This window comes from Streptomyces dryopteridis (genome assembly GCF_049606955.1).
Classification (GTDB): Bacteria; Actinomycetota; Actinomycetes; order Streptomycetales; family Streptomycetaceae; genus Streptomyces.
In genome coordinates this window covers 3,156,861-3,171,965 of record NZ_CP187113.1, presented here as the reverse complement: position 1 = coordinate 3,171,965, position 15,105 = coordinate 3,156,861, and the positions used below count along the sequence as shown (strand labels likewise).

Below are 15,105 nucleotides of genomic sequence, written 5' to 3'. Positions count from 1 at the left end.
CTCGAACAGCGGTCCGGGCGCGCGCCGGGCCGTCAGTCGGCGGATCCGGCCGCCGGCGCGGCCGGGGCGGCGGGCAGGCCCGGATAGTCCGGCGGCGGGTTCAGCCGCTGGCCGGGGAAGCCGCCCTTCTCGTACTTCAGCAGCTTGCGGGCCTTCTCCGGATCGGTCTCGCCCTCGCCGTAGGCGGGGCAGAGGTGGGCGATCGGGCAGGCCCCGCAGGCCGGCTTGCGGGAGTGACAGATGCGGCGGCCGTGGAAGACCACGCGGTGCGAGAGCATCGTCCACTCGGTCTTGGGGAAGATCGCGCAGATCTCCGCCTCGACCTTCTCCGGGTCCTCCTGCTCGGTCCACTTGAAGCGGCGGGCGAGCCGGCCGAAGTGGGTGTCCACGGTGATCCCGGGGACGCCGAAGACGTTGCCGAGGACCACGTTGGCGGTCTTGCGGCCCACCCCGGGCAGGGTCACCAGGTCCTCCAGCCGGCCCGGGACCTCGCCGTCGTACCGGTCCCGCAGGGCCGCCGAGAGGCCGAGGAGGGAACGGGCCTTGGCCCGGAAGAAGCCGGTGGGCCGGATCAGCTCCTCCAACTCCTCGGGGACGGCGGCGGCCATGTCCTCGGGGGTGGGGTAGGCCGCGAACAGGGCCGGGGTGGTCTGGTTCACCCGCAGGTCGGTGGTCTGCGCGGAGAGCACGGTGGCCACGAGCAGCTCGAAGGGGTTGCGGAAGTCCAGCTCGGGGTGGGCGTAGGAGTAGACCTCGGCCAGCTCCCGGTTGATCCGCCGGGCCCGACGGACCATCGCGAGGTGGGACTCCGCCTTGGCGGGCCGGGACGCGGCGGCGGGCGCGCTCGCGGCGTCGCTCACGGTCTTGGTCGTGGTCTTGGTCGCGGACCTGCTCGCGGTCTTGGTCGTGGTCTTCTTCGGCACGGCCCTGTCCACCGTTTTCTTGGCAGAACCTTTGCCCTGGGCCTTCGCGGGGGTCCGCTCGGACGACACCGTCGCCTCCTGTTCGCTCACAGCAGAATCAGCCGCCTCGGTTACCCCCTGGGACCCCTTGGCCTGTGCTCTGACCGGCTTGTTGGACACCGGGCCACCCTAAGGCCGCTCGGACACACCCGCCCGGACCTCCGGTAACACCACTCCGAATGGGCTTCGACAGCACAGCACGGGCGTACGTCCGGCATCCTTGTGATCGATCGCACTGTTTGAGGCGTCCGGCAAGATGGGGAGCACGGTCCCCTGAACCGGCGACATAGGAGAGAGAGACGTGGACGACGTTCTGCGGCGCGCGCCGCTCTTCGCGGCGCTCGATGACGAGCAGGCCGCGGAGCTCCGCGCCTCGATGGGAGAGGTCACCCTCGCCCGCGGCGACGCCCTGTTCCACGAGGGCGACCCCGGCGACCGGCTGTACGTGGTCACCGAGGGCAAGGTGAAGCTCCACCGCACCTCCCCCGACGGCCGCGAGAACATGCTGGCCGTCCTCGGCCCCGGCGAGCTGATCGGCGAACTGTCCCTGTTCGACCCGGGCCCGCGCACCGCCACGGCGACCGCGCTCACCGAGGTCAAGCTGCTCGGCCTGGGCCACAGCGACCTCCAGCCCTGGCTGAGCGCCCGCCCCGAGGTCGCCACCGCCCTGCTGCGCGCCGTCGCGCGCCGCCTGCGCAAGACCAACGACCAGATGTCCGACCTGGTCTTCTCCGACGTCCCCGGACGCGTCGCCCGCGCCCTGCTGGACCTGTCGCGCCGCTTCGGCGTGCAGTCGGAGGAGGGCATCCACGTGGTGCACGACCTCACCCAGGAAGAGCTGGCCCAGCTGGTCGGCGCCTCCCGCGAGACCGTGAACAAGGCCCTGGCCGACTTCGCCGGCCGCGGCTGGCTGCGCCTGGAGGCACGGGCCGTGATCCTGCTCGACGTGGAGCGACTGGCCAAGCGCAGCCGCTGACCCGGCCCGCCCGGCCCACGAGACACCCCTCGGGGCCCCCGTCGTCACGACGGGGGCCCCGAGCCCTTCCCGGACCCCCGCCCCGCTCCCGCGACCCCCGTGACGGCCCCGAGGGCGCGCGGAGGGCACAGTGGGGTCCCATGAGCCCGCACACGCCCACCGGACCCGCCACGCGGCCCCCGCCCGCGCCCCGGGGACTGGACGCCGACGGCCGCATCGCCCGGGAGGGCTCCCTCGCCCGCGTGGCCCCCGTCTTCGCCCCCGTGGTCGCCGCCGCCCGCACCCGGGCCGGCGAGGTCTTCGGGCCCCGCCTGCACAGCGTGTACCTGTACGGCTCCGTCCCGCGCGGCACGGCCCGCCCCGGCCGCTCCGACCTGGACCTGCTGCTGGCCCTGCACGAGGAACCCGGGCCCGCCGACCACGAGGCCGCCGCCGCCCTCGGACGGGAACTCGACGCCGCCTTCGACACCGTGGACGGAGCGGGCGTGCTGCTGTTCGGCCGCGAGCGGCTGCTCTCCCCCGCCGAACGCCACGACCTCGGCTGGTTCCTCTCCTGCCTGTGCACCCCGCTCGCCGGCCCCGACCTCGCCGCGCGCCTTCCCCGCCACCGCCCCGACAGCACACTGGCCCGCGAGACCAACGGCGACCTCGCCGAGGTGCTGCTGCGCTGGCGGGCCCGGCTCGCGGAGGTCGCGGACCTCCCGGAACCCGCCCGCGAGGAGGCCCTGCGGAAGCTGTGCCGCGCCTGGTCCCGACACCTGGTGCGCACGGCGTTCACCCTCGTGATGCCCCGCTGGGGCGGCTGGACCAGCGATCTGACCATCTCGGCCGAGGTCTTCGGGCACTGGTACCCGCAGCGCGCGCGGGCCCTGGCCGAGGCCGCCCGGGTCGCCCACGCACCGCGCCCCGATCCCGCGCTGCTCGCGTTCTGGCTGGAGGAGCTCGGCCCCTGGCTCGCCGCCGAGTACACCGCCCGGCACGGCACCAAGAGCCCCCGGCCCTGAGCCGGCCCGCTGTTTCACGTGAAACAGCACGGCTCGACGTTTCACGTGAAACAGCGGCCGGTGCGCCCGCTCAGTCCGAACGGCCCGGGATCAGCCCGTGGTCGCGCAGGTACTCCAACTGGGCCCGCACCGACCATTCCGCCGCCGGCCACAGGGACCGGTCCACATCGGCGTACACGTGCGCCACCACCGCCTCCGGCGTGGTGAACCCGTTCTCCACCGCCGTCTCCACCTGCGCCAGCCGCCCGGCCCGGTGCGCCAGGTAGTACTCCACGGCCCCTCGCGCGTCGTCCAGCACCGGCCCGTGACCCGGCAGGATCACGTCCACCCCGTCGTCCACGGCCAGCGAGCGCAGTCGTCGCAGCGAGTCCAGGTAGTCGCCCAGCCGGCCGTCCGGGTGCGCCACCACCGTCGTGCCCCGCCCCAGCACCGTGTCCCCGGTGAGCACGGCGCGGTCGGCCGGCAGGTGGAAGGAGAGCGAGTCGGAGGTGTGCCCGGGGGTCGGCACCACGCGCAGCTCCAGGCCGCCCAGATCGATCACGTCGCCGGCGCCCAGGCCCTCGTCGCCCAGCCGCAGCGCCGGGTCCAGGGCCCGCACCTTCGTGCCGGTGAGCTCGGCGAACCGGCCCGCGCCCTCGGCGTGGTCCCAGTGCCCGTGGGTCAACAGGGTCAGCCCGACCCGCTTGCCGGCCGCCTCGGCGGCCGCGATCACCGCCCGCAGGTGCCCCTCGTCCGCCGGTCCCGGGTCCACGACCACCGCGAGCTCGGAATCCGGCTCGGCCAGCAGCCAGGTGTTGGTGCCGTCCAGGGTCATCGCGGAGGGGTTGGGGGCGAGCACGTTCACGGCCCGCGCCGTGGCCCGTCCGGAGACGACCACCCCACGCGGCTGCCCCGGCAGGGCGGCGGCCTCCGTCACGGCGTGCCCTCCGCCCCGGACACGCCCACCCGGACCCGCTTGGTGAACTCCTCGTGCCCCGGCCAGCTCAGCACCAACTCGCCGTCGACCAGTTCGGCCCGCGCCAGCACCGGCGTCAGGTCCTGTCCGGGCGCCGCCGCCAGCGCCGCCCCCGCGCTCGGGTACGGGCCCAGCGAACGCAGCGTGGAGATCGTGGGCGGCATCATCAGCAACTCGCCCCGGTCGTAGCCGGCGGCGGCCTCCTCGGGCCGCACCCACACCGTCCGATCGGCCTCCGTGGACGCGTTCCGGGTCCGCTGTCCCTCCGGCAGCACGGCCGCGAAGAACCAGGTGTCGTAGCGGCGCGGCTCGAACTCGGGGGTGATCCAGCGCGCCCAGGCCCCCAGCAGGTCCGAGCGCAACACCAGCCCGCGGGCCGCCAGGAACTCGGCGAAGGACACCTCACGGGCCACCAGGGCCTTGCGGTCCGCCTCCCAGTCGGCGCCCGTGATGTCGCCGACCACGCTCTCCGGCCCCGGCCCGGCGAGCAGCACCCCGGCCTCCTCGAAGGTCTCGCGCACGGCGGCGCACACCACGGCCTGCGCGGTGCGCGGGTCCGTGCCCAGGCGCGCGGCCCACTCCGGCGCCCCCGGCCCGGCCCACTCCACGCTGCGGTCCGCGTCCCGCGGGTCCACCCCGCCGCCGGGATAGGCGTAGGCGCCCCCGGCGAAGGCCATCGAGGCCCGGCGGCGCAGCATGTGCACGGCCGGACCGGCGGGGGTGTCCCGCAGCAGCATCACGGTGGCCGCGCGACGCGGCTCCACGGGCACCAGCGAGCCCTCCGCGAGGGCCCTGATGCGATCGGGCCACTCCGGCGGGTACCACTGCCCACCGGGGGCGGGCCCGGCGGCGGGGCGGGCGGGAGAACCGTCTTGACCGTGCTGACCATGCGGCATGGCCGGATGCTACGACCATCCGCCGCGATGTTCGACCCCTGCCCGGGGCGATCTCCCCCACAACGCGCACGATCCGGACGCCGTCCCACGTTTCACGTGAAACAGCGCCCGGATCGGGTGGTGCGCGGAAGGCAGGGGTCAGGCGTCGGGGGTCAGCTCGACCTGGATCTCGACCTCGACCGGAGCGTCCAGCGGCAGCACGGTCACGCCGACGGCGCTGCGCGCGTGCACGCCCTTCTCGCCGAGGATCTCGCCGAGCAGTTCGCTGGCGCCGTTGAGCACGCCGGGCTGCGCGGTGAAGTCGGGGGCGGAGGCCACGAAGCCGACCACCTTGACCACCCGCGCGATCCGGTCCAGGTCGCCGACCACGGACTTGACGGCCGCCAGCGCGTTCAGCGCGCAGGTGGCCGCGAGCTCCTTGGCCTGCTCGGCCGACACCTCGGCGCCGACCTTGCCGGTCAGCGGCAGCGCGCCCTTGACCATCGGGAGCTGCCCGGCGGTGTACACGTAGGCGCCGGAGCGGACCGCCGGCTGGTACGTGGCCAGCGGCGGGACCACCTCGGGCAGGGTCAGCCCCAGCTCCGCGATCCGGGACTCGACGACACCGCTCATGCGGACTTCTCCCGCTTCAGGTAGGCCACGAGCTGCTCCGGGTTCGGGCCGGGCACGACCTGGACGAGTTCCCAGCCGTCCTCGCCCCAGGTGTCGAGGATCTGCTTGGTGGCGTGGACCAGCAGCGGGACGGTCGCGTATTCGAACTTCTTGCTCATGGGGCCCGAGCGTAGCGCCTGTCACGGGCGGCCACGCGCGGCCCACACGGCCCCCCGGACACCCCGCGGACCGCGGGAAGGAATTAGGCTCGGGCCCCGTGAGCAGGCTCCAGGTGGTCAGCGGCAAGGGCGGGACCGGGAAGACCACGGTCGCCGCGGCACTCGCGCTGGCCCTCGCGCGCGAGGGCAGGCGGACGCTTCTGGTGGAGGTCGAAGGCAGGCAAGGGATCGCGCAGCTCTTCGGGACCGAGGCGCTGCCGTACGAGGAACGCAAGATCGCCGTCGCCCCGGGCCCGGGCGGCGGGGAGGTGTACGCCCTCGCGATCGACGCGGAGCGGGCGTTGCTGGACTACCTCCAGATGTTCTACAAGCTGGGTTCGGCGGGGCGGGCCCTGCGCAAGATCGGCGCGATCGACTTCGCGACCACGATCGCGCCGGGACTGCGGGACGTGCTGTTGACCGGCAAGGCATGCGAGGCCGTGCGCCGCAAGGACAAGGCGGGCCGCTTCGTCTACGACCACGTGATCATGGACGCCCCGCCCACCGGCCGCATCACCCGCTTCCTCAACGTCAACGACGAGGTGGCGGGCCTGGCCCGGATCGGCCCGATCCACCATCAGGCCCAGGCCGTGATGGGCGTGTTGAAGTCCCCGCAGACCGCCGTGCACCTGGTGACCCTGCTGGAGGAGATGCCGGTCCAGGAGACCGCGGACGGCATCGAGGAGCTGCGCGCGGCCGGACTGGCCGTCGGCCGGGTCTTCGTCAACATGACCCGCCCCCACCACCTCGACCCGGCGATGGCGCGGACCGTCGACACCGAGGCCGGACGGGCCGGGATCCTGCGCTCCCTCACCCGCGCCGGCCTCGGCGGCCCCCGCGCCGGAACCCCGCCCGAGGCCCTGGTGACGGCGCTGCTCACGGAGGCCGAGGAGCACGCGGCCCGGGTGGAGCTCGAACGGGAGCAGCGGGCGGCCCTCACGGGGATCGACGTGCCCGCGTACGAACTGCCGCTGCTCGGCGAGGGCGTGGACGCGGCCGGGCTGTACCGGCTGGCCGGGATCGTGCGCGAGCGCGTCACGGCGGGCGGACTCGACGGGAACGGCGGTGACGCGGCATGAGCGCACGGAAGGACACGGCGCCGGGAACGGGGCCGACGGCGGACGGGGTGCCCGCGGGCGGCGGGCTGCGGCCCTCCCCGCAGCTGAAGGTGGACGCGCTGCTGGACGACCCGAACACCCGCATCGTGGTCTGCTGCGGCGCGGGCGGGGTCGGCAAGACCACGACGGCCGCGGCCCTGGGCCTGCGGGCCGCCGAACGCGGTCGCCGGGTGGTGGTGCTGACCATCGATCCGGCCCGCCGGCTCGCCCAGTCCATGGGCATCGACTCCCTGGACAACACCCCGCGCCCCGTCACGGGCGTCTCCGGTCCGGGCGAGCTGCACGCGATGATGCTCGACATGAAGCGGACCTTCGACGAGTTCGTCGAGGCGCACGCCGATCCGGAGCGGGCCGCCGCGATCCTCGCGAACCCCTTCTACCAGTCGCTCTCGGCCGGCTTCGCGGGCACGCAGGAGTACATGGCGATGGAGAAGCTGGGCCAGCTCCGCGCCGCCGAGGACTGGGACCTGATCGTCGTGGACACCCCGCCGAGCCGGTCCGCGCTGGACTTCCTCGACGCGCCCACCCGGCTCGGCTCCTTCCTCGACGGCACCTTCATCCGGGTCCTGTCGGCACCCGCGAAGGTCGGCGGGCGGGCCGGGCTGAAATTCCTCAACGTGGGCATGTCCCTGGTCACCGGCACCCTCAGCAAGGTCATGGGCGGCCGGCTGCTCGCGGACGTGCAGACCTTCGTGGCCGCGATGGACACGATGTTCGGGGGCTTCCGCACCCGGGCCGACGCCACCTACCGGCTGCTCCAGGCCCCCGGCACGGCCTTCCTCGTGGTCGCCGCCCCGGAGCCGGACGCGCTTCGGGAGGCCGCGTACTTCGTGGAACGGCTCGCGGAGGACCGGATGCCGCTGGCCGGACTGGTCCTCAACCGGGTGCAGGAGAGCGGGGCGCCGGGGCTCACGGCGGAGCGGGCCGCGGCCGCCGCCGAGAATCTCGACGAGACCGGCATTGTGGATCAGGGGACCGGGAACACTGCTCCTCGTGGCGTCGATCGGGCCGCGAGCGAATCCCCCTCCCCCGGGCCGGACGAGCGCACCGGATCGACACCCGACCCCTCACCCGAAGACGAGCCCGCCCACGAGCACGCCCACGACGGCATCACGGCCGGCCTGCTGCGGCTGCACGCGGACCGGATGAACCTGATCGCGCGCCAGCGCCGCACCCGGGAACGGTTCACCACCCGGCATCCGGAGGTCGCGGTGGCCGAGGTGGCGGCGCTCCCCGGCGACGTCCACGACCTCGACGGGCTGCGCACCATCGGGGAACGCCTCGCCGACGCGGCGGGCTCGCGCCGGCAGGGCCGGGAGCCCGAGACGGACGGGGCGGACAGGGCGGACGAGGACTGAGGCGCTCGCGCCCGGCCGGCGCCGGCGGGGCGGGAACGCGCGCGAGCCGGGAACGGACGGGTCGTGCGGCCCGGGTACGGGCCGGCCGACCGCGTTCCTCTCCCGGCGTCAGCGGTACGCGTTTTCCTGGTGTTCTCTCAGCCGGCGGCGGCGTACGTCTCGTACCCCACGCCGATCTCGTCCACGTCCACGTCGATGTCCACGTCGACATCGAGGATTCCGGTGCTGCGCTCGTATTCCGTGCGCGCGGTGTCGAGCAGGCGCCGCCACGAGGTGACGGTGGGCCGCCGGCGCAGCAGCGCCCGACGTTCCCGCTCGGTCATTCCGCCCCAGACGCCGAACTCGACGCGATTGTCGAGGGCGTCGGCGAGGCACTCCGTGCGCACCGGACATCCGGTGCACACCGCCTTCGCCCGGTTCTGTGCCGCACCTTGAACGAACAGTTCATCCGGATCGGTAGTGCGGCAGGCTGCCTGCGCACTCCAGTCGGTAACCCAGCCCATGCCGGCGCCGTCCTCTCCCGAATCGAGGCTCCCCCACGGCGGTAGCGGCATATTCACCGCTGCCAGTTGAGGACGTTACGCAGGGCGAGCGAACGACAACACCCCCGACGGGCCCAATCTCGAATGGCCCGAACGGACTATGGGTAAGCGGCAGATCACCCGACGGAGTGATGGGACGACATGCCCGGCCAAACCGGCATTTCGGGTGTAATCCGGAGTGACCCATCCGGTGGAGCGACGAGAATCGGACAGGTGTCCACCCCTTTCGGGAGGGGTGAAAATCAAGCCGCGGGCTTGATGCGGCAGGACACGGCTGTGACAGTAGTGGGCAGCTTAGGCCAAGGCATTCGCATGTGTCCGGCGAATGGCAACGTAGGCTGCCCTCATGGCAAAGAAGCGCTCTGGCGGAGGGCTCTCGGGGAGTCAGCAAGCCGCCAAATTCCTCGGTGTGTCCGTTCTCTCCGGGGTCGTACTCGCCGGCATCGCGATCCCGGCGGCCGGCGCCTTCGGCCTCGCGGCCAAGGGCACGGTCGAAGGATTCGACGAGATCCCGGCCAATCTGAAGACACCCCCGCTCAGCCAGCGCACCACGATCCTGGACGCCGAGGGTGGCCTGATCGCCACCGTCTACTCGCGCGACCGACAGGTGGTCCCCCTGACCGCCATCTCCCCTTACATGCAGAAGGCCATCGTCGCCATCGAGGACTCGCGCTTCTACGAGCACGGCGCGATCGACCTCAAGGGCGTGCTGCGGGCCATCAACCGCAACGCCCAGGAGGGCGGCGCGGCCCAAGGCGCGTCAACCCTCACCCAGCAGTACGTGAAGAACGTGTTCGTGGAGGAGGCCGGCGACGACGAGGAGAAGGTGCTCGAAGCGCAGCAGAAGAGCCTCGGGCGCAAGATCCGCGAGCTGAAGTACTCGATCCAGGTCGAGGAGGAGCTCGGCAAGAAGAAGATCCTGGAGAACTACCTCAACATCACCTTCTTCGGTCAGAACGCCTACGGCATCGAGTCGGCCGCCCGCCGCTACTTCAGCAAGCCCGCCAAGGACCTGAACCTGGAGGAGGCCGCGATGCTCGCCGGCCTCGTGCAGTCGCCGAGCCGGTACGACCCCGTCAACGACTCCGCCGAGGCCACCAAGCGCCGCAACATCGTGCTCCAGCGCATGGCCGACGTGAAGGACATCTCGCAGGCCGAGGCCGACGCCGCCAAGGCCAAGCCGCTCGTCCTCAAGGTGACCCGGCCCAAGAGCGGCTGCATCACCGCCGTCAAGGGCGCCGGCTTCTTCTGCGACTACGTCCGCAACACCTTCCTCACCGACCCCGTCTTCGGCGACACCCGCGAGGCCCGCGCCAAGATCTGGAACCAGGGCGGACTCACCATCCGCACCACCCTGGACCCGCAGTCCCAGCAGGCCGTGAACGACTCCATCAAGGAGCACGTCAACCAGGACGACACGGTCGCCACCGCGACCACCCTGGTCCAGCCGGGCACCGGCCGGGTCCTGGGCATGGCCCAGTCCAAGCCCTACGGCTTCGGCAAGAACGAGACCCAGATCAACTACTCCGTCGACAAGCGGATGGGCGGCTCCAACTTCGGCTTCCCGACCGGTTCGACCTTCAAGCCCTTCGTGGCCGCCGCCGCCCTCGAACAGGGCATCCCGGCCACCAAGAGCTACCCCTCGCCGTACGAGATGCCCTACCCGTCCACGGTCAGCACCTGTGGCGGCGGGATCTGGAAGAACGGCGGCGACCGGGTCGAGAACGAGACCGAGTCGGAGGTCGGCCCGTACGCGCTGCGCACGGCCATGGAGAAGTCGGTCAACACCTACTTCGTCGAGATGATCGGCGACATGGGTCTGTGCCCGCTGACCGAGATGACCACCAAGCTCGGCGTGATCCCCGCCGACGGCACCAAGCTCAAGCAGGTCCCGTCCATCGCGCTCGGCACCGAGGGCATGTCCCCGCTGGTCATGGCCAACGCCTACGCGACCTTCGCCAACCGGGGCGTGTACTGCACCCCGACCGCCATCGAGTCCATCACCGACTCGCACGGCAAGGCCCTGGCCGTGCCGAAGTCCAAGTGCCAGCGGGCCATGTCGGAGCGGACCGCCGACACCGTCAACACGCTGCTGCTCGGCGTGGTCGACTCCGGCACCGGCACCGCCGCCGGTCTGACCGACCGCCAGAACGCGGGCAAGACCGGCACCACCGACGAGCGCTACAACGCCTGGTTCGTCGGCTACACCCCCAACCTGTCGGGTGCCACCTGGGTCGGCTCCGGCGGCGCCAAGCAGGTCTCCATGGTCGACATCACCATCGGCGGCCGCTACTACGACAAGGTCTACGGCGGCGGACTGCCCGGCCCGATCTGGAAGCAGGCCGTGGCCGGCGCGCTGGCGGGCCGCGAGGCCCCGTCCTTCACCATGGTCGGCGGGCTCGACCCGACCACCCCGCCCGCGGGCGGCGGTCGTGGTGGCCGCGCCACCGACCCGGCCACCCCGCCCGGCACCGGCGCCTCGACGGGCCAGGGCGGCACCGGCAACAACAACGGCGGCAAGCCCAACCGGCCCAACCGTCCGAACAAGCCGGGCGGCGGCGACAACAAGCCCGGCGGGGGCGGCACCGGCACCTCCGGGGGCGGCACCACCGACCCCGGCACCGGCGGCCCGACCACCGGCGGCCCCGGCACCGACCCGCAGTTCCCGCCGTCCCCGGACGACCTCTTCTGACGGACGGACGGCCGGACCCGGGCGCGAACCCGGACCCGGGCACGGACACCGGAACGGGGCGGGGCCCGGAGCGAACACGTCGCTCCGGGCCCCGCCCCGTTCCCCGTCCCGATCGATCCGGGCCTCAGGCCAGCAGGCGCTTGACCGTCGCGGCCACCCGCCCGCCCTCGGCCAGCCCGGCCACCTTCGGGTTCACGATCTTCATCACGGCGCCCATGGCCCGCGGCCCCTCGGCCCCGGCCGCCCGCGCCTCGGCCACCGCGGCGGCCACGATCCCGTCGAGCTCCTCGTCGGTGAGCTGCTTGGGCAGGTACGCGTCGAGCACCTCGCCCTCGGCCGTCTCCCGCGCCGCCGACTCCGCGCGACCGCCGGCGGCGAACGCCTCGGCCGCCTCGCGGCGCTTCTTGGCCTCCTTGGCGATGACCTTCAGCACCTCCTCGTCGGAGAGTTCGCGGGCGCTCTTGCCGGCGACCTCCTCCTTGGTGATGGCGGTGAGGGTCAGCCGCAGGGTGGACGAGCGCAGCTCGTCGCGCGCCTTGATGGCGGTGGTGAGGTCGTCCTTGAGCCTGGCCTTGAGCGTGGTCATGGCACCGAGTCTGCCAGGTTCCGACCCCTGACCGCCCGTGGGTTTACGCCGGGGCGGGGTCTGCGACCATGGCAGCATGCGTGCGCGATACGGAGTTCCGTTGAAGGTCACCGCGGGAATCGCCGCGGTCGGAGCGGCGGGGCTCGCCTATGCCGCCGGGTTCGAGGCGCGGTCGTTCCGACTGCGCCGGGTCACCGTCCCGGTGCTGCCGGAGGGGATGCGTCCGCTGCGGATCCTCCAGGTCTCCGACATCCACATGGTCAGCGGCCAGCGCAAGAAGCGCGCCTGGCTCCAGTCCCTGGCCGGGCTCCGCCCCGACCTCGTCGTCAACACCGGCGACAACCTCTCCGACACCGAGGGCGTGCCGGAGGTGCTCGACGCGCTCGGGCCGCTCATGGAGTTCCCCGGGGTCTACGTCTTCGGCTCCAACGACTACTACGGACCGCGCCGGCGCAACCCCGCCCGCTACCTGATGGAGAAGGCCCAGGGGCGGCACGGACTGAACGGCAACAAGCCCGTGGTGGGCGCCGTCCACAACCCGTGGGAGGGCATGCGCGACGCCTTCGACGCGGCCGGATGGCTGAACCTCACCAACACCCGGGGCCGGCTCAAGCTGGACGACGTCGAACTCGCCTTCACCGGCCTCGACGACCCGCACATCAAGCGCGACCGCTACGAACGGGTCGCGGGCGGCCCCGACCCGGACGCCGACTTCTCCCTCGCCGTGGTGCACGCCCCCTACCTGCGGGTGCTGGAGTCGTTCACCGCCGACCGCTACCCGCTGATCCTGGCCGGCCACACCCACGGCGGGCAGCTCTGCGTCCCCTTCTACGGGGCCCTGGTCACCAACTGCGACCTCGACACCGACCGGGTCAAGGGCCTCTCCTTCCACGAGGCCGCCGGGCACCGCTCCTGGCTGCACGTCTCGGCCGGTTGCGGCACCAACCGGTACACCCCGGTCCGGTTCGCGTGCCCGCCCGAGGCGACCCTCCTGACCCTCGTCCCGAAGCCCACGCCGTGAGCCCGACCCCCCTCGTCGCGCCGCTGACCCTGGCCACCCCGCGCCGCCGGCCCCTGGCCGCGACGGTACGGGGAGCCCTGGCGGGGGCGGCGGCGGTCGGGGTCGGCATCGAGTGCGCGTACGGCAGCGTGCCGACGGTCCTGTCCTACTTCACGATCTGGACGAACATCCTCGTGGCGGTCGTGTTCGGCGTCTCCGCCGCCCGCGCCGCCCGCGGCCGCCCCGACCTCTCCCCCGCCCTGCGCGGCGGGGTGCTCCTCTTCATCCTCGTCACCGGGCTCGTCTTCCACCTGGTGCTCGACAACCCGGCGAGCCCCTACAACGTGACGGCGGCCATCGACGGGCTGACCGGGCCCAAGGCCGTCGCCAACCAGCTGCTGCACACGGTCACCCCGATCGGCGCCGCGCTGGACTTCCTGCTGCTCACCCCGGCCCGCCGACTGCGCCCGCGGCACGCCGCCCTGTGGCTCGCCTACCCGGCGGCCTACCTCGGCTTCGCCCTGACCCGGGGCGCGCTGCTCGCCCCGGACTCCCCGAACCGCTACCCGTACCCCTTCGTGGACGTGACCCGGTACGGGTACGGATCGGTGCTGGTGAACGCGCTGGTCCTGGGAGCGGGCTTCCTGCTCCTGGGCCTGCTCCTGACCACGGCGGACCGCTTCCGCCCCGCCGTCTCACTCCCGGGCAATCGGATTTCGTCTCCGGCCGAGGGTCGGCTACAGTAATCGATGTCGCCACGACGGGAAACCGCCGGGAAGACGATCGGGGTGTAGCGCAGCTTGGCAGCGCGCTTCGTTCGGGACGAAGAGGTCGTGGGTTCAAATCCCGCCACCCCGACAGTGACAGAGGCCGCGTACCTACGGGTACGCGGCCTCTGCTGTGTTTTCCGCCGTGTTTCCGCGTGCCTTGGGGGCCGAACGGGCCCGCGCCCCCGGGGGTCGAGGGGGCGCGGGTGGGGTGATGGGGGGTCAGCTCTCGTCGTCCGCTTCGTCCTCGTCCTCGAACCAGTCGCCGATCTCGTCGACGGCCTCCGCCGCGACCATGCCGCCGACCACGCCGACCGCGAGGCCGGCCGCGCCGGCGGCCACCGCGGTGCCGATGCCGGGGCCCGAGCGGCCGTGGCCCTCGTGCTTGTCGGGGTGGTGGTCGGCGTGGTGGTCGTACGGGGCGGGCACGGTGTGGGCGGTGCGGCCGGCCAGGAGGGTTTCGATCCAGTCGGTGACCACCGGGACCAGGTCGGTGTGGGCGGCCGCCTCGTGGGTGAGGGTGAAGCGGCGGACCGCGTCCCCGCCGCCGCCGAGGAACCCGCCGCGCTTGTCGGCCTCCAGGACCACCTCCAGGGTGGTGGGGCCGGCCAGGAAGGTGAGCTCCAGTTCGATCATGCGGTCCCGGTAGCGGGCCGCCGGGGCCAGTTCGATCTCCTGGTAGCAGGGCAGGGCCTGGGCGGTGCCGGCGATCCGGCCGTATTCGAGGTCGGCCGAGCCGAAGGCGAAGCCGAGGGAGCCCAGGGCCTCCAGGACCGCCTCCTGGGAGGGCAGGGGGCGCACGGCCAGCGGGTCGAGGTCCCCCTTGTCCTTGGCGCCGGCCACGCCGAGTTCGGTGCGGACGCCCAGGACGATGCCCAGGGGCTGCCCGTACAGCTCGGTGATCGGGGTCTCCCAGGGCAGGGTCAGCGAGAAGGGCAGGACGCGGGACTCGCCCTCGCGGAGACGGAAGCCGCCGCCGACGGTGTGCCGCTCGAAGGAGAGGGTGCCCTCGTGCTCGCCCTCGTGGGTCTCGGCCTCCACCCGGGCGAGCAGGTCCAGCGTGACGTGGTCGATGTCGAAGTCGGCCTTGCCGCCGGTGAGGCGGACCTCGCCGGTGAGGGGACCGCCGGGGAGGACGGGGGTGGGGTCGAGCACCGTGTCCACGGTCGGGCCGCCGACTCCGATCGCACCGAGCAGCCGCTTGAACACCATCGGGACCTCCACAGGTATCGGGGACGGAAGATCGTCCTGGCGGAATCTACACAGTTGTAGAAAGATGAGGAGGCCAAGGTCCCGACCGCGGTCCGGCCCGCGATCCGGGCGGCCGCCCCGGACCGGGGCGCGAGGGTCGGATGATCCCGGTCGGCGACATACCGCCCCACCAGGTGTTTTACCTGCTTTTTACCCTGGTGTGCGGACACTGTCGTAAACCCCCACACG

General features: G+C 72.8%; 15 protein-coding genes and 1 tRNA gene. 8 read left to right on the top strand and 8 right to left on the bottom strand.

Going from position 1 to position 15,105, the window contains the following annotated elements:
- Positions 1-32 precede the first annotated feature (32 nt).
- Positions 33-860, bottom strand: coding sequence for an endonuclease III (gene nth, locus ACN20G_RS13545; protein WP_424215497.1), 828 nt, complete (start codon positions 858-860; stop codon positions 33-35).
- A 403-nt stretch (positions 861-1,263) separates the two neighbouring features.
- Between nth and ACN20G_RS13540 the strand changes: the two genes are divergently transcribed.
- The gene (locus ACN20G_RS13540) at positions 1,264-1,938 is read left to right on the top strand and encodes a Crp/Fnr family transcriptional regulator (RefSeq protein WP_424213021.1); all 675 of its coding nucleotides are present in this window, start codon (positions 1,264-1,266) and stop codon (positions 1,936-1,938) included.
- A 140-nt stretch (positions 1,939-2,078) separates the two neighbouring features.
- Positions 2,079-2,942, top strand: a complete 864-nt coding sequence (locus ACN20G_RS13535; protein WP_424213020.1) for a nucleotidyltransferase domain-containing protein — start codon at positions 2,079-2,081, stop codon at positions 2,940-2,942.
- A gap of 70 nt (positions 2,943-3,012) precedes the next feature.
- On the opposite strand, the gene ACN20G_RS13530 is transcribed toward ACN20G_RS13535, so the two are convergent.
- From ACN20G_RS13530 to ACN20G_RS13515, 4 genes are all read right to left on the bottom strand, one after another.
- A complete protein-coding gene (locus tag ACN20G_RS13530; RefSeq protein ID WP_424213019.1) occupies positions 3,013-3,858 on the bottom strand; it encodes an MBL fold metallo-hydrolase in 846 nt (281 codons plus the stop codon).
- Complete coding sequence (locus tag ACN20G_RS13525) at positions 3,855-4,793, bottom strand: NUDIX hydrolase (RefSeq protein WP_424213018.1); 939 nt, start codon at positions 4,791-4,793, stop codon at positions 3,855-3,857. Before ACN20G_RS13525 ends, ACN20G_RS13530 begins: the two co-directional genes overlap by 4 nt.
- Before the next feature lie 138 nt (positions 4,794-4,931).
- Positions 4,932-5,405: a RidA family protein gene (locus ACN20G_RS13520; RefSeq protein WP_424213017.1), complete on the bottom strand. Its 474-nt coding sequence runs from the start codon at positions 5,403-5,405 to the stop codon at positions 4,932-4,934.
- The gene (locus ACN20G_RS13515; RefSeq protein WP_424213016.1) at positions 5,402-5,563 is read right to left on the bottom strand and encodes a hypothetical protein; all 162 of its coding nucleotides are present in this window, start codon (positions 5,561-5,563) and stop codon (positions 5,402-5,404) included. Before ACN20G_RS13515 ends, ACN20G_RS13520 begins: the two co-directional genes overlap by 4 nt.
- A gap of 98 nt (positions 5,564-5,661) precedes the next feature.
- Here ACN20G_RS13515 and ACN20G_RS13510 point away from each other — a divergent pair, with 98 nt between their 5' ends.
- Both ACN20G_RS13510 and ACN20G_RS13505 read left to right on the top strand, forming a co-directional pair.
- Positions 5,662-6,681 carry an ArsA family ATPase gene (locus ACN20G_RS13510; RefSeq protein WP_424213015.1) on the top strand — a complete coding sequence of 340 codons (1,020 nt, stop codon included), beginning with the start codon at positions 5,662-5,664 and terminating at the stop codon, positions 6,679-6,681.
- Positions 6,678-8,078, top strand: coding sequence for an ArsA family ATPase (locus tag ACN20G_RS13505; protein WP_424213014.1), 1,401 nt, complete (start codon positions 6,678-6,680; stop codon positions 8,076-8,078). Before ACN20G_RS13510 ends, ACN20G_RS13505 begins: the two co-directional genes overlap by 4 nt.
- Before the next feature lie 137 nt (positions 8,079-8,215).
- On the opposite strand, the gene ACN20G_RS13500 is transcribed toward ACN20G_RS13505, so the two are convergent.
- Positions 8,216-8,581, bottom strand: coding sequence for a WhiB family transcriptional regulator (locus tag ACN20G_RS13500; RefSeq protein WP_424213013.1), 366 nt, complete (start codon positions 8,579-8,581; stop codon positions 8,216-8,218).
- Positions 8,582-8,966: 385 nt separating this feature from the next.
- Between ACN20G_RS13500 and ACN20G_RS13495 the strand changes: the two genes are divergently transcribed.
- Entirely contained in the window at positions 8,967-11,312 is a 2,346-nt protein-coding gene (locus ACN20G_RS13495; RefSeq protein WP_424213012.1) for a transglycosylase domain-containing protein, read from the top strand.
- Positions 11,313-11,436: 124 nt separating this feature from the next.
- On the opposite strand, the gene ACN20G_RS13490 is transcribed toward ACN20G_RS13495, so the two are convergent.
- A complete protein-coding gene (locus ACN20G_RS13490) occupies positions 11,437-11,898 on the bottom strand; it encodes a GatB/YqeY domain-containing protein (RefSeq protein ID WP_424213011.1) in 462 nt (153 codons plus the stop codon).
- A 76-nt stretch (positions 11,899-11,974) separates the two neighbouring features.
- Here ACN20G_RS13490 and ACN20G_RS13485 point away from each other — a divergent pair, with 76 nt between their 5' ends.
- From ACN20G_RS13485 to ACN20G_RS13475, 3 genes are all read left to right on the top strand, one after another.
- Positions 11,975-12,919 (top strand): metallophosphoesterase, encoded by a 945-nt coding sequence (locus ACN20G_RS13485; RefSeq protein ID WP_424213010.1) that lies wholly within the window; start codon positions 11,975-11,977, stop codon positions 12,917-12,919.
- Positions 12,916-13,644, top strand: coding sequence for a Pr6Pr family membrane protein (locus ACN20G_RS13480; RefSeq protein ID WP_424213009.1), 729 nt, complete (start codon positions 12,916-12,918; stop codon positions 13,642-13,644). The genes ACN20G_RS13485 and ACN20G_RS13480 overlap by 4 nt, the downstream gene beginning before the upstream one ends.
- 38 nt (positions 13,645-13,682) lie before the next feature.
- Positions 13,683-13,756: transfer RNA gene (locus tag ACN20G_RS13475), tRNA-Pro, on the top strand.
- A 131-nt stretch (positions 13,757-13,887) separates the two neighbouring features.
- Here ACN20G_RS13475 and ACN20G_RS13470 read toward each other — a convergent pair.
- A complete protein-coding gene (locus ACN20G_RS13470) occupies positions 13,888-14,877 on the bottom strand; it encodes a sporulation protein (RefSeq protein ID WP_424213008.1) in 990 nt (329 codons plus the stop codon).
- Positions 14,878-15,105: the final 228 nt, after the last annotated feature.